This window comes from Streptomyces exfoliatus (assembly GCF_000725545.1).
Taxonomy (GTDB): domain Bacteria; phylum Actinomycetota; class Actinomycetes; order Streptomycetales; family Streptomycetaceae; genus Streptomyces; species Streptomyces exfoliatus.
On sequence record NZ_KL647056.1, the window covers coordinates 174,244 to 196,523 of the forward strand.

At 71.6% G+C, this 22,280-nt stretch carries 18 protein-coding genes; 5 read left to right on the plus strand and 13 right to left on the minus strand.

Annotation, left to right across the window (positions count from 1 at the left end; all coding sequences use genetic code 11):
- Positions 1–6 precede the first annotated feature (6 nt).
- From IO20_RS0135255 to IO20_RS0135290, 8 genes are all read right to left on the minus strand, one after another.
- Positions 7–630 (minus strand): HAD family hydrolase, encoded by a 624-nt coding sequence (locus IO20_RS0135255; protein WP_030549959.1) that lies wholly within the window; start codon positions 628–630, stop codon positions 7–9.
- Positions 631–799: 169 nt separating this feature from the next.
- On the minus strand, positions 800–3,028 hold the full coding sequence (locus IO20_RS0135260; protein ID WP_031127884.1) for an FG-GAP repeat domain-containing protein: 2,229 nt from the start codon (positions 3,026–3,028) through the stop codon (positions 800–802).
- A gap of 48 nt (positions 3,029–3,076) precedes the next feature.
- Positions 3,077–5,296: an FG-GAP repeat domain-containing protein gene (locus IO20_RS41935; protein ID WP_245685171.1), complete on the minus strand. Its 2,220-nt coding sequence runs from the start codon at positions 5,294–5,296 to the stop codon at positions 3,077–3,079.
- A gap of 120 nt (positions 5,297–5,416) precedes the next feature.
- Positions 5,417–7,657, minus strand: coding sequence for an FG-GAP repeat domain-containing protein (locus tag IO20_RS0135270; RefSeq protein WP_030549953.1), 2,241 nt, complete (start codon positions 7,655–7,657; stop codon positions 5,417–5,419).
- A 75-nt stretch (positions 7,658–7,732) separates the two neighbouring features.
- The gene (locus tag IO20_RS0135275; RefSeq protein WP_030549951.1) at positions 7,733–10,066 is read right to left on the minus strand and encodes an FG-GAP repeat domain-containing protein; all 2,334 of its coding nucleotides are present in this window, start codon (positions 10,064–10,066) and stop codon (positions 7,733–7,735) included.
- A 119-nt stretch (positions 10,067–10,185) separates the two neighbouring features.
- Positions 10,186–12,495: an FG-GAP repeat domain-containing protein gene (locus tag IO20_RS0135280; protein WP_030549949.1), complete on the minus strand. Its 2,310-nt coding sequence runs from the start codon at positions 12,493–12,495 to the stop codon at positions 10,186–10,188.
- A gap of 99 nt (positions 12,496–12,594) precedes the next feature.
- Positions 12,595–13,101, minus strand: a complete 507-nt coding sequence (locus IO20_RS0135285; RefSeq protein WP_030549947.1) for a mycothiol transferase — start codon at positions 13,099–13,101, stop codon at positions 12,595–12,597.
- 82 nt (positions 13,102–13,183) lie between these two features.
- Positions 13,184–13,582 carry a DnaJ family domain-containing protein gene (locus tag IO20_RS0135290; protein ID WP_030549945.1) on the minus strand — a complete coding sequence of 133 codons (399 nt, stop codon included), beginning with the start codon at positions 13,580–13,582 and terminating at the stop codon, positions 13,184–13,186.
- Between the two features lie 131 nt (positions 13,583–13,713).
- Here IO20_RS0135290 and IO20_RS0135295 point away from each other — a divergent pair, with 131 nt between their 5' ends.
- Complete coding sequence (locus IO20_RS0135295) at positions 13,714–14,550, plus strand: M23 family metallopeptidase (protein WP_030549943.1); 837 nt, start codon at positions 13,714–13,716, stop codon at positions 14,548–14,550.
- Between the two features lie 132 nt (positions 14,551–14,682).
- Here IO20_RS0135295 and IO20_RS0135300 read toward each other — a convergent pair whose 3' ends face one another.
- A complete protein-coding gene (locus IO20_RS0135300) occupies positions 14,683–14,886 on the minus strand; it encodes a cold-shock protein (protein WP_015035453.1) in 204 nt (67 codons plus the stop codon).
- A gap of 260 nt (positions 14,887–15,146) precedes the next feature.
- Here IO20_RS0135300 and IO20_RS0135305 point away from each other — a divergent pair, with 260 nt between their 5' ends.
- The 3 genes from IO20_RS0135305 (at position 15,147) to IO20_RS0135315 (ending at position 18,064) form a co-directional block, all read left to right on the plus strand.
- Positions 15,147–16,019: a menaquinone biosynthetic enzyme MqnA/MqnD family protein gene (locus tag IO20_RS0135305; protein ID WP_030549941.1), complete on the plus strand. Its 873-nt coding sequence runs from the start codon at positions 15,147–15,149 to the stop codon at positions 16,017–16,019.
- A 238-nt stretch (positions 16,020–16,257) separates the two neighbouring features.
- Positions 16,258–17,457 carry a cyclic dehypoxanthinyl futalosine synthase gene (gene mqnC, locus IO20_RS0135310; protein ID WP_030549939.1) on the plus strand — a complete coding sequence of 400 codons (1,200 nt, stop codon included), beginning with the start codon at positions 16,258–16,260 and terminating at the stop codon, positions 17,455–17,457.
- Positions 17,458–17,464: 7 nt separating this feature from the next.
- Positions 17,465–18,064: a hypothetical protein gene (locus IO20_RS0135315; RefSeq protein WP_030549938.1), complete on the plus strand. Its 600-nt coding sequence runs from the start codon at positions 17,465–17,467 to the stop codon at positions 18,062–18,064.
- A gap of 12 nt (positions 18,065–18,076) precedes the next feature.
- Here IO20_RS0135315 and IO20_RS0135320 read toward each other — a convergent pair whose 3' ends face one another.
- Entirely contained in the window at positions 18,077–18,916 is an 840-nt protein-coding gene (locus IO20_RS0135320) for a hypothetical protein (protein ID WP_030549936.1), read from the minus strand.
- Between the two features lie 8 nt (positions 18,917–18,924).
- The gene (locus IO20_RS0135325) at positions 18,925–19,437 is read right to left on the minus strand and encodes a SigE family RNA polymerase sigma factor (RefSeq protein ID WP_030549934.1); all 513 of its coding nucleotides are present in this window, start codon (positions 19,435–19,437) and stop codon (positions 18,925–18,927) included.
- 195 nt (positions 19,438–19,632) lie between these two features.
- Between IO20_RS0135325 and IO20_RS0135330 the strand changes: the two genes are divergently transcribed.
- Complete coding sequence (locus IO20_RS0135330; protein ID WP_030549932.1) at positions 19,633–20,325, plus strand: demethylmenaquinone methyltransferase; 693 nt, start codon at positions 19,633–19,635, stop codon at positions 20,323–20,325.
- Positions 20,326–20,351: 26 nt separating this feature from the next.
- Here IO20_RS0135330 and IO20_RS0135335 read toward each other — a convergent pair whose 3' ends face one another.
- Together IO20_RS0135335 and IO20_RS37390 are read right to left on the minus strand one after the other, a co-directional pair.
- Positions 20,352–21,746 (minus strand): phosphodiester glycosidase family protein, encoded by a 1,395-nt coding sequence (locus IO20_RS0135335; protein ID WP_245685172.1) that lies wholly within the window; start codon positions 21,744–21,746, stop codon positions 20,352–20,354.
- Positions 21,743–22,231, minus strand: a complete 489-nt coding sequence (locus IO20_RS37390; protein ID WP_245685173.1) for a peptidase inhibitor family I36 protein — start codon at positions 22,229–22,231, stop codon at positions 21,743–21,745. Before IO20_RS37390 ends, IO20_RS0135335 begins: the two co-directional genes overlap by 4 nt.
- Positions 22,232–22,280 lie beyond the last annotated feature (49 nt).

A 22,280-nucleotide genomic window follows, 5' to 3' on the forward strand; every position in this document is an offset into this window, starting at 1 on the left:
GCGGTCCTAGCCCAGCGCCGTCAGGATGTGCGGCGCCGCCTCCGCCAGGGTCGGGAAGTGGCGGTGCGCGTCGGGGTGCGCGGCCGGGGTGTTGACCGTCCATACGGTCATCCCGGCCGCCAGACCCGAACGGACCCCCGACGGCGCGTCCTCGATCACCAGACACTCCGCCGGGTCCGCGCCGAGCTTCTCGGCGGCGGTCAGGTACGGGACGGGCGACGGCTTGCCCTCCGCCACCGAGGCCGCGTCGATGACGAGCGCGGGCATCGGAAGCCCGGTCCGATCGAACCGGCCCCGGACCCGGTGCTCGTAGTTCGACGTGACCAGCGCCCACCGGTCGGCGGGCAGGGCGGTCAGCAGCTCGACGGCGCCCTCGAAGGGCGCGTACGTACCCGTACGGACGTCCTCGTCCTCCAGCGCGTGCAGGAGGGCGAGGCACTCGTCCGGGTCCGCGCCCGGCACGACGGCCGCGAACGTCTCCACGGGCCGCGTCCGCAGCGCGACGGCGTACACCTCGTCCCCGTCGAGCCCGTACCGCGCGGCCCACTCGTGCCAGACGCGCCGCTGGTTGGCGACGGCGTCCATGAGGGTGCCGTCGACGTCGAAGAGGACGAAGTCCTTGCTGGTCACGCGCCCGATGCTACGTCCACGAACGCGGCCCACGCCGTCGGGGTTCTTGGATGGCGGTGGGGTGCGCGGCGACCCCGCCGCCCTCGCCACTGCTGTAGCCGCTCTTGAACCAGGCCAGAAAGGACCGGTGCGTCGGCAAGACGGTCTGGGCGACCGTCCCGCTGACGTGTCAGAACGCGGTGCCGCCCAGGTAGGCGTAGCTGTAGACGTCACTGCGGGGGGCGAAGGGGACCTTCCAGTCGCCGGTGCCCTTGTAGAAGTACGGGGTGCCGTGCGCGGCGGTGACGCCCAGCAGGTCGGGGCGCCCGTCGCGGTCCGCGTCGCCGAAGCCGACGATGTCGCTGTAGGTGTTCCAGCCGCCGCCGATCCTGGTGCGCGGGGCGAAGGTGCCGTTGCCGTTGCCGAGGTAGAGCCAGAGGACGCCTGCGGTGTCGCGGGCGACGAGGTCGCCGGCCGCGCCGCCGCCGATGTCGCCGGTGGCGACGATCTTGTTGTAGATGCCCCAGCCATGGCCGGTCTTGACGCGCGGTGCGAAGGGGGCGGAGGCGTTCCCTGTGCCCTTGTAGAGCCAGAGGTCCCCGGCCTTGTCGGTGGCGACGAGGTCGGCGCGGCCGTCGCCGTTCAGGTCGCTGCCGCCGGTGATCTTGTTGTAGATCTGCCAGCCGCCGCCGACCCTCACCCGGGGGGCGAGGGCCCGGCCGGTGCCCTGGTGGAGCCAGAGGACGCCGTTCGTGTCACGGGCGACGATGTCGGAGGGGGCGGCGCCGGCCACGTCGCCGGGGGAGAGGAGCGCGTCGTAGATGTCCCAGCCGGTGCCGAGCGGCTCGGCCGGGTTGACGGGCCACGATCCGAGGGGCGTGCTCGTGTTGTAGAGGGACAGGTGGCCGGAGGGCTCTCGTATGAGGAGGTCCGGGGTGCCGTTGTCGTTGAAGTCGTGCGGGACGGTCTTGCGGACGACCTTGAAGGCGCCGGTCTTTTCCACGGCGGGCCCGATGCCGTCGCGCGGCTCGGCTGTGAGGCGCCAGGTGTAGTCGCCGTTGGGGGCGGGGACGGCGTCGTTGTTCAGGTCGTTGGCGTTCATCCAGTTCTTGGCGTACACGCCGTCCCACTTGAAGCCGACGACGCCCCCGGCGTAGTGGGAGATACTCGGCTTCCACGTCTTCTTCGTCGCGGTGTGGACCAGCTCGACGCGCACCCTCGTGCTGCTTCTGCTGAGCGTCCAGTTCAGCCCGAGCGGGAGGGCCGCGCGGTCGAGGTCGATCGTCTCGGGGACGTCGTGACGGAGCAGTTCCAGCGTGGTGGGCTGGCCGGTCGACGCCACGAGGGTGACGACGGGCCGGGCGCCGTCGGCGCCGGGCGAGACCCGGTAGAGGCCCTCGCCCTGGTCGAGCGTCCCGCCCCGTGCCAGCTGGGTTCCGTCGGCGCCGGGGGTGGCGCTCGTCGTGTGCTCCAGGAGCTTGGCCGTCTCGCCGGTCGTCAGGGAGCGGGCGTACAGCGCGCGCAGGGCGTCCGGGGGCGCGGTGAGGTAGGGGGCCGGCCGCCTGTACGTCAGCCAGTCGCCCACCAGTTGGATGCTGAGGTCGTCCTGGACTCCCAGGTCGTGACGTACCGACTCGCCGGTGTCCCGGCGGGTCACCGTCACCCTCGCGGTGGAGTCGGCGGGCTGCTCCAACCAGGCGATGTGGGTCGCCGAAAGGGCGGTGCCCAGCGTGACGTCGGGCGTCTCGTACTCCTCGATGACCGCGTGGGCCGTGAGGTCCACGACGGCCGCGAAGCTCCGCTTCACGCCGTCGACCGTGCCCCAATACCGGACCACGGCGTCGGCGGGCGAGTCCACGTTTATGCTGATGATCTCGGCGTCCGTGGGGAGGCCGGTCACGGTGTCGTCGACCAGGGAACCCGCCGGCTTGCCGACGACGTGGAGCTCGGTGCCGCCGGTCGCGTTGGGCTTCTTCATGAGGAGACGGCTGCCGGCGTACCCCGCGAAGGTGTAGCTGTCGCCGAGTGGCGTGACGTCGATCTCCAGCAGGTCGCCCCCCGAGCCCATGTCGTACAGCCGGAAGACGCCGTTCTCGCGGCCCGAGGTCACGATGTCCGTCCGCCGGGCCGTCGTGTAGCCCGGGCCGGGTAGGAGGGTCGAGACCCCGTCCGCGTACCGCGTCCACCGATACGTGAGCTGAGTGCCCCTCTGGGCGCTCAGGAACCCCGTGGGGCCGGAGCCGACCACCCAGGCGTCGACCGGGAACGGGACGACGTCCTGCTGGGTCGTCTGCGCGGCGGCCGTCATGGCCCCCGGCGCCGCCACGGCCGGGACGGCCATCAGGGGTCCCGCCACGAGGGCGAGCGCGACCATGACCGCTGTGGTGAGCTGCCGTCGGGGCGTACGTGCGTGGGTCAAGGTCGCGCTCCTTTTCAGGGGGATTGCCGTGGGGGGATCAGACGGGGATCAGAACAGGTCCTTGTACGAGCCGGTCAGCGGCGGCGCGGCGTAGAGCCAGGACCGGGCGGCGAAAGGCACCTTCCAGTCGCCCGTGCCCGAGTACAGGGCGAGTTCGTCGCTCCTGCCGTCCGGGCCGTGCGCGAGGAGGTCCGCGCGGCCGTCGCGGTCGGCGTCGCCGATGGCGATGATCTCGTCGTAGGTGTTCCAGCCGCCGCCTATCTTGGTGCGCGCGGCGAAGGTGCCGTCGCCGTTGCCGAGGTAGAGCCAGAGGTCACCCGCGGTGTCGCGGGCGACGAGGTCGCCGGCCGCGGCGCCGCCGATGTTGCCGGTGGCGACGATCTTGTTGTAGATGCCCCAGCCGTAGCCGATCTTGACGCGCGGCGCGAAGGGCGCGGTGGCGGAGCCGGTGCCCTTGTAGAGCCACAGGTCGCCGACCGTGTCGGTGGCGACGAGGTCGGGGCGGGCGTCGCCGTCGAGGTCGCCGCCGGCGGTGATCTTGTTGTAGATCTGCCAGCCGCCGCCGATCTTCGTCCGCTCGGAGAAGGCCGTCTTGCCGGTACCCGTGTGCAGCCAGAGCGCACCGGTCTTGTCGCGGGCGACGAGGTCGGCGAACCGGGCGCCGGCGACGTTCCCGGGCGTGACGATCTGGTCGTAGGCGTCCCAGCCCGCCCCGATGTTCGTCTCCTTCAGCTCGGTCTGGGCGCCGTGCTGGAGGGCCTGGCGGCCGTCGTAGACGAACAGGAAGCCGCCCTCGCGGACGATCAGGTCGGGGGAGCCGGTGTCCGAGAAGCCGTGCGGGGCCTGCCCGCTGTCGACCGTGAGCGTGCCGGTCCGCTCCACCGGGGCGCCGATGCCGTTGGTGGGCGTCGTCGTCATCTTCCAGGTGTACGCGCCGTTGGCGGCGGCGGTGTGGTCGTCGAACAGGCCCGTCCAGTAAGCCCGTCCACGCCCGGTGGTTTCCAGGGAGGAGGTGCTGGTCCACCGCTTGCCGGTCGCGGTGTGGGTCAGCTCGACGCTCGTCTGCGCGCCGGTGTGCGCGGCGAACTGCCACGTCAGGTAGCCGTCGCCGCTGCTCGTACGGAAGTCGAAGGTGTCGGGGACCGTCTGGCCCGTCAGCTGGAGCACGATCGGCAGGCCGGTGCTCGCCACGAGGGTGGCGGCGGGGGTGCCGTCGGCGCCGGGGGCGATCCGGTAGAGGCCCTGGCCGTGCTCGACCGTGCCGCCCTGGACGAGGAGTGCGTCGTCGGCGTCGCTGCGGACGGAGTCCACGGTGTCGAGGAGCTTGACCGTCCGTCCGTCGGTCAGAGAGCGGGCCGTCAGCGCGTGGAGGGGGTTGGGGGCGTGCGCCGTGGTCCCGCCGGCCACGGCGTACGCGACCCAGTCGCCCATCAGCTCGTTCAGCGTCGCGCCGGTTCCCAGCGGGATGCGCTCGACGTCGTTCTGACCGCGGCGGCTCACCGCGAGGGTCGCGGAGCTGTCGGTGGAGGATTTCTCGGCCCACGCCACGTGCGTGGCGGAGGAGGAGAAGTCTCCGCTCATGGCGGCGGTCGGGAGGGCGCGGTCCTCGACGACGGCGGCGGTGGCGACGTCGACCAGGGCCACGCGGGCGTTGGCCACGCCGTCCACCATGTCGTAGTACAGGAGGGAGAGGGTGCCGGGGGCGCTCATCTCGTACCGGCGGATCGAGGCGTTCGCGGGCAGCCCGGTCACCTTGCGGTCCACGAGGGTGCCCGCCGGCTTGCCGAGGAGGTGGACGTCGGTGCCGCCGTCGGTGCGGGGGACGCGCGCGATGACGGTGTTGCCGGCCAGCCTGACGAACACCGCGGAGGTGCCCAGGTGCGCGATGTCGATTTCCACGGGGTCTGCGCCGGTCGCCATGTCGTACACCGTGTAGACGGTGCCTTCCACCTTGACGACGTGGTCGCTGCGCCACCCGCCCGAGTACCGGCCCGTGGGCAGGGTGGTCGTGACGCCGTCCGCGTACCGCGTCCAGCGGTAGTTGGTCTGGGTGCCCTCGACCAGGCGGGTCAGGAAGCCGGACGGGCCGTTGCCGACGAGTACGGAGCCGGGCGGGAGGACTATCGCCTCCTGCTGCGTCTGCTCCGCGGCCGTGACGGCTCCGGTCGCCGCCACGGCGGGGACGGCCGTCAGGGTGCCCACCGTGACGGCCAGGGCGGCGGTGACGGCGAGGGCGAGTCGTCGGCGGGGCATACGTGCGTGGGCCAAGGCAGGGCTCTCTCTCAAGAGGTGCGGGCGTGGCGAGAGATCGCCACGCCCGCATGGACTCACGAGAAGTTCGAAAGGTTGTACGCCGACGTGGAGGAATTCGACGGCACAACCCTCGGGTTACGAGACCGAGTTGAACTTCGTCCCCTCGCCCGCGTACAGGTCGGTCGCGACCCGGGTGAACGGCGCGGTCGTGTTCCCCGTACCGAGGTACGCCCACGTGCCGCCCGAGCCGTAGCCGATGAGGTCGGCGCGGCCGTCGTTGTTCAGGTCTCCCGCGCCGACGAGCTGCGAGAACGCGCCCCATCCGGCGCCGACCCTGACGCGGGGCGCGAACGTGCCGTCGCCCTTGCCGAGGTGGAGCCACAGCACGCCGGAGGTGTCACGGGTGAGGAGGTCGCCCGCCGAGGCGCCCGCCGTGTTGCCGACGGCCGTGATCTGGTTGTAGATGTTCCAGCCGGTGCCCGCCTTGACGCGGGCCGCGTAGGGGGCCTGCCAGTTGCCCGTGGCCTTGTAGAGCCACAGGACGCCGCTGGTGTCGGTGGCGAGGAGGTCGGGGCGGCCGTCGCCGGTCAGGTCGGAGCCCGCGGCGATCTTGTTGTAGACGCCCCAGCCGCTGCCGATCTTGGTGCGGGCGGCGAGGGTGCCGTTGCCGGTGCCGAGGTAGCTCCACAGGACGCCTGCGGTGTCGCGGGCGACGAAGTCCCCGGCCGGGCCGCCGGCCAGGTTCCCCGCGGCCTCGATCTGGTTGTAGATGCCCCAGCCGGTGCCGATCTTCGTGCGGCCGGAGGTCTTGATCTGACCCGCGACGGGCCAGTCGAAGGTGTCGTCCCGCCACAGCGCGCCCGAGGCGTCGCGGGCGACGATGTCCGCCGAGCCGTTGTCGCTGAGGTCGTGGGGGTTGGCCTTGCGGACGACCTGGAAGGCGCCCTGGGCGGTCGCCGGGGCGCCGAAGCCGTCGGCCGGGGTCGCGGTGACGGACCAGGTGTAGTCGCCGTTCGGGGCGCTGGCGCCGCCCAGGATGCCGTTCCACGCGTAGGTGAAGCGGGTGCCGGACGCGGGCCGGGGGAGGCGCTGGGTGAGCTTCTTCCCGGTGCGGTGGTGGGTGAGCGTGAGGTCCAGGTCGGCGTCGGCGCGGTTCAGGGTCCACTCCATGGGCACGGTCGTGCCGGGCTTCTCCAGGTCGGCCGCGCCGGGGACCTTGGACTCGGACACCTGGACGGCCACGAACCGGCCGGTGTCCGCCGCGAGCGTCACGGCCGGACGGGCGCCGCCCGCCCCGCCCTCGATCCGGAAGGCGCCGTCCCCGCCGGCGCCGGACCCGCGCACGAGCACGGAGCCGTCCGGGGCGTGGGCCGCGCTGGAGAAGTTGTCCAGGAGTTCGTACGGGGCGGCGGTGGGGTCGGCGAGGCTCCGCGCGTACAGCGGGCTCGGGCTCTCCCCGCCGGCCGTGCCGGGGACGCCGTACAGGAGGACGTCCCCGACGACGCCGGCGACGACGGCGCCGCTCATGGAACCGGTCAGGGGGAACCGCGCGACGCTGTTCGTGACGATCACCGGGTCCCCGGTCGTGGGGTGGTGGACCCACGCCTCACGGGTGGCGGAGGAGGCGCCCGTCGTGCTCGGGGTCCAGCGCAAGGTGCCCCCGGAACCCTCCCAGTCGACGACGGTGTTGCTGAGGGCGGTCGTCCTGGCGCTCCACCACGAGGGCGTGTACTGGGCGTTCGGCGACGACCGCGACATCTCGGCGCCCAGGATGAGCAGCTTGTTCCCGTCGGAGGCGACGACCTTGTAGTCGGTGTTGCGGGTGCGGAGGTTCAGCTTCGACTTCTGGGCGAAGCCGTTGACCCGGGCCAGCTTGTACAGGTCCTGGTAGCCCTCGGAGCCGGTCGAGACGCTCACGTAGAGGTTCTCGCCGACGGCGCCGACCAGCTTCGCCGGGGCCCCGAACACGGAGTACAGGTCGAAGTACGTGTACAGGGTGCCGCCGGGGCGCATGTCCCGCAGCCACACCGAACCGCCGCCGTTGCTCGTCACGGCGATGTCGGAGTAGCTGTTGTGGCCCACGGTGCCCGAGAGGGGGGTGACCGAGCCGTCGGCGTACGTGCGCCACTCCATGACGGTGTTGCCGAGCTCGTCCTTCCGCGAGGTGACGTAGCCGGTGGTGCCGGTGCTCGCGACGTCGGCGTCGACGGGCAGGGAGGCCTCGGCGGAGGCGGCGGTGGATCCGGCGGCGGCCATCGGGACCGCCGCGACCGCCGGTGCGGTGACGAGCGTCCCGGCCACCGCTGTGACCGTGGAGAGGGTGAGGAGCACGGCGGCCAGACGGCGGCCGGAGGTGCGTGTCTGGGTCTGGTTCACGTGGTCTCTTCCGGAGAGGGTGGGTCGGTGAGCGTCCGCTACGGGGAGGGGTCTGTGGGACCGGTCCGGGACCGGTCAGAAGACCTGGTGGTAGGCGGTGCTCTCGTCGTCGCCGAGCACCGGGCTGGCCGTACGGGCCGCGAAGGGGTACTTCCAGTCGCCCGTACCGGCGTAGAAGTACGAGGTGTTCCCCGCGCCGCGGGCGTACAGGTCGGGCTTGCCGTCCTTGTTGCCGTCGCCGATGCCGACGATGTCGGTGTACGGGCCCCAGCCGGCGCCGATCGGCGTCCGCGCGGCGAAGGTGCCGTCGCCCTTGCCGAGGTACAGCCACAGCTTCCCGGCCTTGTCGCGGGCGACGAGGTCACCGGCTGTGCGGCCGCCGCGGATGCCGCCGCCGATGTCGCCGGTGGCGGTGATCTGGTTGTAGATGCCCCAGCCGTGGCCGATCTTCTTCCGCGGGTTGTACAGCGCGGAGCGGCTGGCGCTCGACGGGTACAGCCAGAGGTCGCCGGCCTTGTCGACGGCGACGAGGTCGGGCTTTCCGTCACCGTTGAGGTCGCTGCCGCCGGTCAGTTCGGTGTACGTGTTCCAGCCGCCGCCGATTCTCGTCCGGGGCGGGAACGCCACGTTGAACGAGGGCCCGGCACCGTCGTACCGCCAGAGCACGCCGCTCCTGTCGCGGGCGACGAAGTCGCCGCCGACGCCGCCCAGGTTGCCGACGGACTCGATCCGGTCGTAGACGTGCCAGCTGTACCCGGCCCGCTTGCGCTCCCCGGCGGCTGTCAGGGTCTTCCGGGTCGCGTCGTAGGCGGTGTCGGTCCACCACAGGACGCCTTCGGCGTCCCGGGCGAGCAGGTCGGGTGCCCGGTCGTCGTCGAGGTCGTGGGCGTCGCCGGTGTGGTTGGCGTGGAACTGGCCGGAGGCCACCAGGTCGGGACCGATGCCGTTCTGCGGGACCGCGCGGAACGACCAGTCGTAGGTGCCGTAGGAGGCGTTCCTGCCCAGATTCGACTTCTCGGCGATCTCGGCCCAGGACAGGCCGAACGTCTGGGAGCCGTAGAAGTAGTCGGCGGGGGCCCTGAAGGTGACGTGCATCTTGGTCGAGAAGGTCTCGCCGGACCTGCGGTGGGTCAGCTTGAGGTAGACGTCGGCGTTGACCCGGGACATCCGCCACTTCAGGTGGGTCCAGGCGGGTTCGCCGTCGAGGTCGACCGTGTGGAGGTCGGTCCCGAGGTACGTCAGCTCGGTCGGCTGCCCGCTGGAGGCGACGAGCTCGGCGGCCGGCCGGCCGTCCTCGCCGGGGGCGATCCGGTAGAGGCCCTCGCCCTTGCCGACGAGGCCGCCGCTCACCAGCAGGGTGCCGTCGGGAGCGGGCACGGCGGTGTTGATGTGGTCGAGGAGCTCGACCGTCTCGTCGGAGGTCGTGGACCTGGCGGTCAACGCCTGGATCATGCCGACCGGCGGGGTGTCCAGGCCCTGATCGAGGGCGACCGGGGTGCCGTACGTGACCCACGTGCCCACCAGGCCGACGTGGGTCTTCCCGAACTCCTTGCCCACGGCGACGCGCCGCACCGTCTCGGTGGTCCGGTCGGCGATCGCGAGCGTCACGTTCCTGCCGTAGGTCTCCGGCCAGGCGGCGTGCTGGGGGGAGAGGGCGGAGGTGCTGCCCGTCGAGTTGCCCTCCAGGACCGCGAACGCGGGACCCGCCTCGGCGGTGGCCACGTCGACCGTGGTCCGGTACCGGTCGATGACCGTGTCGGAGCGCGTGGCGTAGCCGAGGAGCGCGGTCCCGCCGTGGGAGGCCTCGACGGAGTGGATGATCGCGCCCTCGGGCAGACCGGTCACCTTCCGGGCGGACCGCGTGTCCCCGGTCGCGTCGAGGAGCAGCAGCTCCCCGGCGCCGTCCGTGCCGGTCCCCGTGGCGAGCAGCGTGGAGCCGACGAGGCCCGCGAACCCGTGGTCGGCTCCGAGCTTGGTGAAGTCGACGTCGACGGGGGCGGCGCCCGTGGTCATGTTCCGCAGCGTGATGTGCTGCGACCGGCCGCTGTACAGGCCCTCCTCGGACGTCATGAGGATGTCCGAGGTCTCCGTGGAGAAGACCTCGGAGCGCGTCAGATCCGTCGCGGGCAGCGTCGTCGTCGTGCCGTCCGCGTACGTCGTCCAGCGCAGTTTGTACCGGTCGGGACCGATGTAGTCCCGGGTCAGGAAGCCGGTCCGGCCGGCCCCGAGGAGGGTGCCGCCCGGGTCCGCGATCGGGGTCGCCGCCTCGGCCGCGGCCGCGGCGAACGCCCCGGGCGCGGCAGGGGCCGCCGTCGCCGGGACGGTGAGGAGCCCCGCGCCGAGGGTGACCGCGAGGACGGTGGTGACGGCGGTGCCGAGACCGTGCCGGGTGATGCGTACTGAGCTCAAGAGATCCCCCCCATGATCTGCGAACGGCGCGCGAACACGCGCGCGCCGTTCGATCAGACTCTTGATCGACGCGGGGGGTTGTACGGGAAGAGGCCGAACTTCCTTATGGGTGTGGGGTGTCAGAAGGTGCCGTTGTACGACGCGCCGTCGCCGAGCAGGGCCCCACTGGCCACCCGGGCCCCGAAGGGCGCCTTGTAGTCGCCCGTACCGGGGTGGAAGTACGCGGCGCCGCCCGGCCCGTACGCGTACAGGTCGGGGCGGCCGTCCTTGTTGCCGTCGCCGATGCCGACGGTGTCGGTGTACGCGCCCCAACCGCCGCCGATCTTCGTCCGGGCGGCGAAGGTACCGTCGCCCTTGCCGAGGTACGTCCAGAGGACGCCGTTCTTGTCGCGGGCGACGAGGTCCCCGGTCGGGTTGCCGCCGATGTTGCCGGTGGCGGTGATCTGGTTGTAGATCCCCCAGCCGTACCCGATCTTCTTCCGCGCGGCGAAGGGAGCGGTGGCGCTGCCGGTGCTCTTGTAGAGCCACAGGTCGCCGGCCTTGTCGGTGGCGACGAGGTCGGGGCGGCCGTCGCCGGTGAGGTCGCTGCCGCCGGTGAACCGGGTGTACGCGTTCCAGCCGCCGCCGATCCGCCTACGGGGCGCCAGCGTCACGTCGAGGGAGACGTCGGCCCCGGTGTACAGCCAGAGCACGCCGTCCCGGTCCCGGGCGACGAAGTCGGCGGAGCCACGGCTGACGATGTCGCCGACGGCCTCGATCCGGTCGTAGGCCTGCCAGCCGCCGCCGACCCGGACGCGCCCGCCGTTCGCGACGAGGCTCTTCCTGCCGACGTCGTACGCGGTGTCGGTCCGCCACAGCACGCCCTGGGCATCGCGGGCCAGCAGGTCCGGGGTGCCGTTGTCCTTGATGTCGTGCGGGGCGGACGTCCTGACGGCCGTGAAGCTTCCGGAGGCCTCGACGGCCGGGCCGACGCCGTTCTGCGGGGTGGCCTTGAACGTCCAGTCGTACGCGCCGATGTGGGCGTCCTTGCCCATCTCGGATTCGGCGGCGATCTCGTCCCACGAGATGCAGACGGTGTCGTCCCCGCAGAGGTACGGGCTGCCGGCGGACTCCGTGTAGAGAGACATCTCCTTCGAGAAGGTCTTGCCCGTCCGGCGGTGGGTGACGGTGAGATCGATGTCGGCGTTGATCCGGGACAGCTTCCACCTGAGGTGGGAGCCGGGGGCGTTCAGGTCGAGTGTCTGCGGGGTCAGCGAGCCGAGGTAGACGAGCCGGGTCGGTTCACCGGTGGAGGCGACCTGCTCGGTGGTCGGCCTGCCGTCCGCCCCGAGCGAGATCCGGTACAGGCCCTCGCCCTTCTCGACGGTGCCGCCGCGCGCGAGCAGCGTGGCGCCGGGGCCGGGCAGAACCTTGGAGACGTAGTCGAGGAGCTTGACCGACTCGCCGGAGGTCAGCGACTTCGCCCTGAACGCGACGTCCGAGCCCGAACCGCCGGTGCCGTTTCCTTCGAGGGCTGTCGGGACGCCGTACATCGCCCACGAACCCAGCAGGCCCGCGGCGAGGGACTCCCCGTAGCCGAGGTTGATCCGCGACTCGACGCCGGTGGCACGGTCCAGGGCGACGATCTCCTGGTCGTTGTAGTCGATCCAGTCCGACCAGGCCAGATGCGTGGCGGAGAACGAGCTGAACCGGTTGTTGACGTACGAGGCGCTCGGAGCGGTCTCGTGGGTCGAGACCACCGAGGCGGTGTCGAGATCCACCATGGCGTAGTGGCTCCGCAGCGCACCGGTGGCGCTGTTCGCGTAGTAGTCGACGAGGACGGAGCCGTCACGCGCGGGCGTGGAGCCGATGTGCCTGGCTCCGACGGGGATGCCGGTGATCTTCGTCTGCGTGACGGCGTTGCCGGTGCGGCTGACGAGGAGCAGCTCCTCCGACGAGCGGTCCGCCTTCACCACCTTGGCGAGGACCGAGTTCCGGGACACGGCCTGCACGAAGGTGGCGTTCAGGGCGCCGAGGTCGATCGCGACGGGCGCGCTCCCGGCGGCCATGTCGTGGAGCTTCACGATCTTGACGCTGTAGAGGCTCGACGCGTCTCCGGACGCGACCACGTCCGACCCGGTGGGGTAGATGGACCCCATGCCGTCGATCGCGGTCGTCGAGCCGTCCGCGTACCGGGTCCAGAGGAACCCGCTGCCGCCGTTCAGCCCCTTGGTGCTCAGGAAACCGGTGTCCCCGGCGGCCAGGAGGGCCGCGCCCACCGGGAACGCCAGGGGCGCGTCCGCCTCGGCCCCGGCCTCCGCCGTGACGGCGGTGGGCGCGGGTGCGGCGGTGGCCGGGACGGCCAGGGTGCCCGCGCCGAGCGTGACGGCGAGGACGGTGGTGATCGCGGCGGAGACACGGCGACGGGCCGGGCGACGTACGGAGTTCAAGGTTCCCCCCACGGGAATCGAAACGACACTCGATGGTGCGAGCGTCGTTCCGTTCGACTCCCGATCAGGCCGGAGGGTTGTACACCCTGCCGTCCGGCGTCACCGCCGTTCCACCACGCCCCGTACGTACGCCGCCTGCCCGGCGTGCTGCAGGTCGTCGGCGATCACCGACACCAGGCGGACGCCGAGGGTGACCGGAGGGTTCCAGGTGGTGTCGACGACCCGGTCCAGGTCCGCGTTCGTGACCATGCCGACCAGTTCCTCCGTACGGGCGTGCACGGCGTCGTGGTAGCCGAGCAGCAGCTCGGCCGGGGCGCGGACCTTCCCGGACTGGGCGCGCGACTGGCCGTAGCCGGTCGCCGCCGCGGGGAACGGGAGCCCGAAGCGGTCGTGCCAGCCGTCCGTGTCCCACAGCTGGTCCCTGCCGAAGGCGCCCGCGAGGTGATCGTCCTGGATGCGGGTGAGGTGCCAGACGAGCCAGGCGATCGAGTTGGCGTCCGGATCGATCCGGACGGTGAGCTCGTCCTCGGTGAGGCCGTCCACGGCCTCGTGGACGGCCTCGCGGACCCGGGCGAACGAGTCGACGAGCAGACCGGCGCTGTTCATGGGGGCTCCTTCCGGCAACGGCTTCGGCGGCATTTCGGCGGCTTCGACGGTTTCGGCCGACGGTTTCGGCGGCCCTCCCGGCCTACGCCCGTTTCTTCCGCCAGGTCTCCACCATCGCCTCCACGTCGAACGGCCGCAGGTTCAGCGGCGGCCCGGCAGGTGGGCGGAGGAGGGCTTCGGCGATCTTGGTGTTGATCTCACCGAGCAGGCGCCGGACCTGGCTCTCCGAGACGGCCGCGGCCACCGCCGCCTCCGCGTCCTCGGCCTCCTTGCGCAGGGCCAGCGAGGGCGGCAGCACGGACGCGCCCTCGCGGTGCATCTTGCCCTTGATCCACCACAGCTCGTCGTACGGTGCCGAGTCGTCGGGCAGCGGCTTGCCGAAGCCCGGCAGGCGGCTGAACTCACCCCGTTCGGCGGCCTCGCGGATCTGCTTGTCCACGAACGACTCGAAGCTGACTCCGGGCGGCTTCCGTTCGGTCATGTGTCCAGACTACGTAAACGCCCCCGCCCGGGTGTGGTCCTCGCGGTCTTCTGCGACACGCGATCTTCCGGCACGCTGTGGTCCGTTCAACGCGCGTCGACCCTTGTCCCGTCTCGGTACCCGGAGGATGCATGCGTGCCCGGATCACCCCGCTCGGCACCCTGCTCGCGCTCGTCGCGGGCCTGCTCACCGCGCTCGTCACCAGCACCCCCGCCCAGGCGGCGCCCCTCTTCAAGGCGCCCTACCCGTGCGGCCAGACCTGGACCTACAGCCACCACTCGGCGGAGGTCCGCCAGGCCCTCGACTTCGTCCGCTCCGACGGCGGTACGACCGCGGGCGCCCCGGTCCTCGCCTCGGCGTCCGGCACCGCCTACCGCTACTCCCAGCCGTCCGGCGCCGGCAACTACATCGTGATCGAGCACGGCGGCGGCTGGAAGACGTACTACTTCCACCTCAACGCCTACTCGGTGGCCCACGGGGCCGCGGTCTCCCAGGGCCAGCAGATCGGCACCACGGGCAGCACCGGCAACAGCTCCGGCGCCCACATCCACTACGAGCAGCTCTACAACGGCGTCGGCCAGCCGATCGTCATCAACGGAGCCTCCCTCGCGCCCTATCCGGGCTCCTACGGCTCCAAGTCCCTGACCAGCGACAACGGCTGCTCCGGCGGGGGCGGCGGAAAGTACTGGGTCGACACCTTCGCCAACGCCACCGGCTACGCGCAGGCGAACACCACCTCCCCGCAGGGCGTCCTGAACGCCGGCACCAACTACGTCTACTGCAAGGTGTGGGGCCAGGAGATCCGCGACGCCGCCGGCAACTACAACCACTGGTGGCTGAAGACCGACCTGGACACGGTCTACGCGGGGAAGAACGGATACGGGGCGTACGTCTCCGCGTACTACCTGTCCCGCTGGGGCAACGACGAGGCCCGCGACAACAACGGGACCGTCATCCCGAACTGCTGAGAGCCCCCGGAAGCGCCCGCCAGGGGCCAGGAACCGGCCCGCAAAGGGCAGGAGCCCCGCTCGTGCCCGAAGGCACGGAGCGGGGCTCCTTGGGTACTGCTCTAGTCGTGCTTGTCCGCCGACCCAGGCACCTTAGGCCGGGGAGACGTTCTCCGCCTGCGGGCCCTTCGGGCCCTGCGTGACGTCGAAGGTCACGAGCTGGTTCTCCTCGAGCGAACGGAAGCCGTTCGCGTTGATCGCGGAGTAGTGGACGAAGACATCCGGGCCGCCGCCGTCCTGGGCGATGAAGCCGAAGCCCTTTTCAGCGTTGAACCACTTGACGGTTCCGGTAGCCATAAGCCCTCCTTGGGCCAAAGGGTTGCCCTGCTCCAGAACCTGCAAAGAAGTCTGAAAACTACAAAAGCCTGCGGGTCACATGCTCCGCAGGCTCTGTACTGCAAGGGAAACCAAACTGCAACTTGCGTTGAGCCTAGCACGCAGGACGCGCGTGGCGGTAGAGGGATGGATCACGTCACCCGCATGTTTGATCTCGCTCCACTCGCTGACGCGCGTGCCCCGCCGATGCCCACGGACCGAGACCGGTCTAGCCTCACTATGTGGACAATGCAACCGACGAGCAGCAGCGCAGCCGGCCCCGCGTCGGGCACATCCAGTTCCTGAACTGCCTCCCCCTGTACTGGGGCCTGGCCAGGACCGGCACGCTCCTCGACCTGGAGCTGACCAAGGACACCCCGGAGAAACTCAGCGAGCGGCTGGTCCGGGGCGATCTCGACATCGGCCCCATCACCCTCGTCGAGTACCTCCGCAACGCCTCGGACCTGGTGGCCCTGCCGGACATCGCCGTCGGCTGCGACGGGCCCGTCATGTCCTGCGTGATCGTCTCCCAGCGCCCCCTGGAGCAGCTGGACGGCGCCCGCGTCGCGCTCGGCTCCACCTCCCGCACCTCCGTGCGGCTCGCCCAGCTGCTGCTCGCCGAGCGGTTCGGGGTGTCGCCCGACTACTACACCTGCCCCCCTGACCTGGGCGTGATGATGCAGGAGGCCGACGCGGCCGTCCTCATCGGCGACGCCGCCCTGCGCGCCTCGCTGCACGACGCGCCCCGCCTCGGCCTCCAGGTCCACGACCTCGGCCTCATGTGGAAGGAGTGGACGGGCCTCCCGTTCGTCTTCGCCGTGTGGGCGGCGCGCAAGGACTACCTGGCGCGCGAGCCGGAGACCGTCCACGAGGTGCACCAGGCGTTCCTGGCCTCGCGCGACCTCTCCCTCGAAGAGGTCGCCAAGGTCGCCGAGCAGGCCGCCCGCTGGGAGACCTTCGACGCCGAACTCCTGGAGCGGTACTTCCGTACGCTCGACTTCCGATTCGGCCCCGAGCAGCTCGCCGGAGTGCGCGAGTTCGCCCGCCGTACCGGCCCCACGACCGGCTTCCCGGCCGACGTCCGCGTCGAACTGCTTCCGCCCGCTTCCCTTTAGGTCTCCATAGGTCGCCATAGGTCCCTCGGGTGCCCCCGGGAATTCGCCGCCGCGTTCTCGGGCGGTAAGCGTCCCGTAATTCCTTCGTATATCCGATATCCGATATATCCGCGCCCGCGCCGTCCGCATTACCGTCGAAGGCCCCGCACGGCACCCGACGGCACCCAGCGGAAGCCGCGAAGACCGCTGGCGTACGCTGGTTCGGTCCGTAAGAACCCCTCCGAAAGGGACACATCCGGTGACCGAGAAGGCCGAACTCCAGTCTGTTCTCGACCGCGCTGCCGCGGGTGGCCGGATCACCCCCGAGGAGGCGCTCGACCTCTACCGCTCGGCGCCGCTGCACGCCCTCGGCGCCGCCGCCGACGCCGTGCGCCGCCGCCGGTACGCGGGGACCGAGCACATCGCGACGTACATCATCGAGCGGAACATCAACTACACGAACGTCTGCGTGACGGCGTGCAAGTTCTGCGCCTTCTACGCGGCCCCGAAGGACACGAAGAAGGGCTGGACCCGCGACCTCGACGACATCCTGCGCCGCTGCGCGGAGACCGTGGAGCTCGGCGGCACCCAGATCATGTTCCAGGGCGGCCACCACCCGGACTACGGCGTCGAGTACTACGAGCACCACTTCGCCGCCATCAAGAAGGACTTCCCGCAGCTGGTCATCCACTCCCTCGGCGCCTCCGAGGTCGAGCACATGGCCCGCATCTCCGGCGTCCCCGTCGAGGAGGCGATCACCCGCATCCACGCCGCAGGCCTCGACTCCTTCGCCGGCGCCGGCGCGGAACTGCTCCCGGAGCGCCCCCGCAAGGCCATCGCGCCCCTGAAGGAGTCGGGCGAGCGCTGGCTGGAGATCATGGAGATCGCCCACAAGCTGGGCGTCGAGTCCACCTCCACCATGCTGATGGGCACCGGCGAGACCAACGCCGAGCGGATCGAGCACCTGCGGATGATCCGTGACACGCAGGACCGGACGGGCGGCTTCCGGGCCTTCATCCCGTACACGTACCAGCCCGAGAACAACCACCTCAAGGGCCGCACGCACGCCACGCTCTTCGAGTACCTGCGCATGATCGCCATCGCGCGGCTCTTCCTCGACAACATCGCCCACATCCAGGGCTCGTGGCTGACCACCGGCAAGGAGGTGGGCCAGCTGTCCCTGCACTACGGCGCCGACGACCTCGGCTCGATCATGCTGGAGGAGAACGTCGTCTCCTCGGCCGGTGCCAAGCACCGCTCCAACCGCCTGGAGATCATCGACCTGATCCGCAAGGCAGGCCGCGTCCCGGCGCAGCGCGCGACCACGTACGAGCACCTCGTCGTCCACGACGACCCGGCGAACGACCCGGTCGACGAGCGGGTGGCCTCGCACATCTCGTCGATCGCGATCGAGGGCGGCACGGCGCACCCCGAGCTCAAGCTCCTCGACGCCAACTGACGCGCGCGTGCTCACGATCCACGTCGCCGAGGCGTCCCCCGAGACGGCCGTCCTGGTCGACGGCGAGCTCGTCGCCGCCGTCGGCCCCTACGAGGACCTGGTCGCCGTCCGGCCCGAGGCACGGGTGCGGAACTGGCCCGGCATCCTCACCCCCGGGCTGCTCAACCCGTTCGGGCCCGAGCTGCTCGAGGGCATGTACCACCCGGACCCCCGGGAGGCCGCCGGGTTCGGCACCGAGCCGATCCCGGGGGAGCGGGCGCAGCGGATCTTCCGGGCCGACCCCTCCCGGCGCGGCGCCTCCGCCCGCCGGGGCGTGCAGCGGCTGCTCGCGCACGGGACGGTCGCCGTCGCCGGCGAACTGCGCGACCGGGCCGTGCTGGACGCCGTGCGCAGGGCCGGGCTCGCCGTGGGCCGCCGCCCGCAGCGGCTCCCCGGCGCCCCGTCGTTCTCCCCGTCGCCGCTGGTGCTGCTGCCGGGACTGACGCCGGGTGGCCCGGCCCGCTTCGCCGTCTTCGACGTCCCGGACCGGGCGGCCCTCGTCAGCCGGGGCGCGTCGACGTGCGTCGCCACCGTCCTGGGCGGCCGGCTGGTGTTCCGGCGGCAGTAGCTTCCGGCCCGCTCAGCCGCCCTCGATCGCCGGCGGCGCCTTCGTCTCGACCGGGTTCTCGTCCGCGTACCGCACCTGGTCGAGGAAGCGCGGGTCCTCGGCGACGGCGAGGAGCTGTCGCGGTGTCACCGGCGCCGACACGTTCTCGGGATCGACGGAGAGCAGGACGCGGCTGTCGCCGTAGCGGAAGTCCAGGTAGGACCCGGATGTCTCCTGGCTGTTGACCGCCATCGAGATCAGGTGCGCCCGGCGGTTTCCGTCGAACGTGACCTCCTCGCAGCGGAAGCCCCTGACCGGCTCGTCCACGCAGGGCTTGAGTCGGCTCTCGTCGGACGGACGTACCGACACCGTCATGCGGAAGGTCTCGCCGCCGGAGGCGATCCGGTAGACGTGCACCTTGTCCTTGACGGGCCGGATCTCGGTCACGGTCGGGGGCAGCAGTTCGTCGAGCAGCGCCGCCACCCGCTGCTGGTGGGCCGCGCGGCGCTCGCGTTCGGCCTCGGGCAGGCCGTCGGGGTTGTCGGGCGGTGTGACGCCCGGGGTCTCCTCGATCGTGACGGGGGCGTAGGTCGTGCTCGCGCTCGGGCCGGTGCTCGCGCTCGCGGTCGCGCCGGGCGACGACGGCACGGCGGCGGGCAGGGTGACCTCCGGGTTCGACCCCGGCAGCAGCGTGAGGCCGAGCGCCCCCGCGGTGACCGCGCCGAACGCGGTCGTGACGATCGCGATCCGGGCCCGCAGCCGCCGTCCGCGGCCCTCCCGGACCGCGAGCGGGGCGAGGTCGGGGAGCGGGGGCAGGTCGTCCACCGTGCGTTCCATGGTGCTGCGGAGCAGGGTGATGTCGTCGGTGTCCACGGCGGACCTCAGCTTCCTGTGGTGGCGAGGCCGGTGTCACCCAGGCGCACGCGGAGTCGGGCGAGGGAACGCGAGCACTGGCTCTTGACGGTGGCCTCGCTGCACCGCAGCAGGGCGGCCACGGATGCCACGCTCTGGTCGTCCCAGTAGCGCAGGACGACCATCGCGCGGGCCCGCGGCGGCAGCTCGGCGAGCGCCGCGAGCAGGGTGACGCGCAGGTCCGCGTGGTCGGCGGCGGGCGCCGGGCGCATGCCGCCGGTGCGGGTGAGCGCGAGCAGGTCGCGCAGGCCGCGGCGGCGCTCGGCCAGGAAGGTGCGGGTCAGCACCTTCTTGGCGTACGCGTGCGGATGGTCGGCGGCGCCCGCGCGCCGCCAGTGCTGGTACAGCTTGGCCAGCGTGGTCTGGGTCAGGTCGCGGGCGGTCTCGGCGTCGCCGCAGAGGAGGTACGCCGTGCGGTACAGCCGCTGCTGCCCCGCCCGGGCGAACTCCTCGAACCCGCCGTCCGCCGCTCCGGCCGACACGTCGACCGGAGGGCCGTGTCTCACGTCGTCCCGCCCGGCCGCCGGGGAGCCGGGTCTCACTTCCGTCGGTACCGCCATCGCGTTCCTGCCTTCTCTCACCGTGGGTGTCGCACACTCATGCGTCCTTGAGCGCCGCCGCGCCGAAAAGGTTGAAGCGGTACGAGAAGAGATTTCGGCGACTGCCACAATGGCGGGGTGATCCGAGCTTCCCTGGACAAGCAGCCGCACGAAGTCGCCTCGATGTTCGACGACGTGGCGGCGAACTACGACCTCACCAACGACGTGCTCTCCCTGGGCCAGGACCGGCGCTGGCGCAAGGAGGTCGCCAAGGCGGTCGACGCCCGTCCCGCGCAGAAGATCCTCGACCTCGCGGCGGGCACGGCCACCTCCTCGCAGCCCTTCGCGCGCGCGGGCGCGTACGTCGTGCCCTGCGACTTCTCGATCGGCATGCTCCAGGTCGGCAAGAAGCGGCACCCGTGGATGCCGTTCACGGCCGGCGACGGCACGAAGCTGCCCTTCCGTGACGACGTCTTCGACGCCGTCACCATCTCCTTCGGGCTCCGCAACATCCAGGACACCGAGCAGGCGCTGCGCGAGCTGTACCGGGTGACGAAGCCGGGCGGCCGGGTCGTCATCTCCGAGTTCTCGCACCCGACGTGGGCGCCGTTCCGCACGGTGTACGAGGAGTACCTGATGCGGGCGCTGCCGCCGGTGGCGCGCGCGGTCTCCTCCAACCCCGACGCGTACGTGTACCTGGCGGAGTCCATCCAGTCCTGGCCGGACCAGCCGACCCTGGCGGGCATGCTCCAGAAGGCCGGCTGGTCGAAGGTGGCGTGGCGGAACCTGACCGGCGGGATCGTCGCGCTCCACCGGGGCTTCAAGGCCTGACGGCCGCTGTCTGACGACGGGCTACGTCACGGCTTCACGTACAGGCCGTAGCCCCCGACGCCCGTGTACACCGTGTCCGCCACTTCCCTGTGGACGCGCGTGCCGTCCTTGAGGTCCGTCGGCGGCGTGTGCACCTGGGTGCCCGTCTGCAGGGTCGTGGAGCCGCCGCCGTCGAGGTTGAGGGCGTCGACGATCCCCAGCTCGGGGGAGTTCAGGAGGGCGGCGAAGCTCTGCAGGTAGTCGCCGTCCTCGTTGTCCTGCCCGGTGAGGGTGACGAGGACGGGCCGGCCGCGGACGTTGGTGCCGAGCGCCGTGCGCGAGTCGGTGCAGATCAGGGTGGTGCCGTCGGTTCCGGTCTCCGTGCCGCTGCACGAGTTGGGCAGCTCGGCGGGGATGTCTCCGTGGCGGAGGAGCTGGTGGAAGGAGCTGACGACGTCCACCGAGGCGTCCAGCGGTATGTCCCGCTTCATGGTCACGTCGTGGAGCTTCTGGTCGATCGTCGCCGTGCTGCCGGGGACGAGGTGGTCGCGGAGCCACTGCGCTCCGGTGCCGATGCCCTGGATCACGCGCCCGCCCGCCGGGACGAGGGTCCCGCCGCGGCCCTCGCGGGTCCGGGTGACGACGCCGTTCGCGTCCACGACGACCTCGAAGCCCTCGTCCATGGTGGCGGCGACGCCCGGGTCGGTTCCGGGCGCGGGGACGGGAGCGCCGTAGTCGTGGGTGAACACGACGATCTCGCTCGGGTCGGTGTAGACGGGGGGACTCGCGGTCACCAGGACGTCGTCGGTGTCGCGCGCGCAGTGCGGGACACGGCCGGGCGCCCGGTTGAAGTCGTCGATCCGTACGGTCGTGCCCGAGGGCGCGACGAGGTTCAGCCGGGTGCTGAGCTTGGTGATGTACGGGAGGCCGTACTGGATGACCGCGCCGGAGCTGCCCTTCCCGCCGCTCCAGCAGCCGGCGCTGTGCAGCACGCCGTCGGTGGCCGTGACGCTGGTGTGCACGATGGTCGACTCGGCGCCGGCGCCCGCGGGTTCGCGCTGGAACAGGCCGCCGTTGACGCCCGCCCACGGGTGGCGGGTGGTGACGGGTGTGACCTTGGCGAGCTGCTCGGTGAGCGTCTCGGCCAGGGAGTCGTTCGCACCGATCGCGCTCTCCAGCGTGACCGCCCCGGCGACGGGGTCGATCTCGACGATCTGGAGGGCGCGGGCCTTGGCGCGGTTGTCGGGGGTCGTCTCGGTCCAGGTGGTGCGGGTGACGCCGGCGGCGACCGTGACGGGGGTCCCCGCGGTCCAGGCGGCGAGCGGGCTCGTGGCCGGTTCGGCGGCGCCGGAGGAGGAGGTGGTGAGGGCGAGCGCGGCACCGAGCGCGGCTGCCGCGGCCACCCAGGTGCGGCTCTTCATGGGGAGGTGCGGCCTGGTCACGCGCATTCCGCCGTTCCGTTGACGAGCTCGTGCGAGCGGAAGGTGCCGGAGAACGGCGCAGGGATGGTGGTGCTGTCGCCGCGCAGGATGACGTACGCGCCGAACTCCCGCAGGCTCGCCGGATCGTCCCAGGTGCCGGTGAACGTCGGCTGCGGGTAGAAGCAGACGTGCTTCTTCGTCCGGTTCCAGGCGGACCTGGGCGCGGCCTCGGCGCCGTAGCTGGTGCCGTGGCTCCGGGTGGCGGGGTCGGTCGTCGGGACGTGGACGGTCATCGCGCCCCGGCCGTTCGGCTCCTTGAAGGTGCAGACATGGTCGTCGGGGCAGCGCTCGTAGCCGGTGAAGCAGAGGGCGCGGGACGGCACCAGCTTGTGTCCGCTGAGGGTGCCGGTGAAGCGGGGGTCCGTCGTGTACTGGTCGGCGTTGCCCGGCTTGACGGTCTCGAAGAGACCGCCGTACCCGGCGCCGACGTAGGCGCAGGCCCACATCGCCGTGTTGTTCTTCGCCGACAGGGTCTTGCCGTCCCAGGTCGCGTCG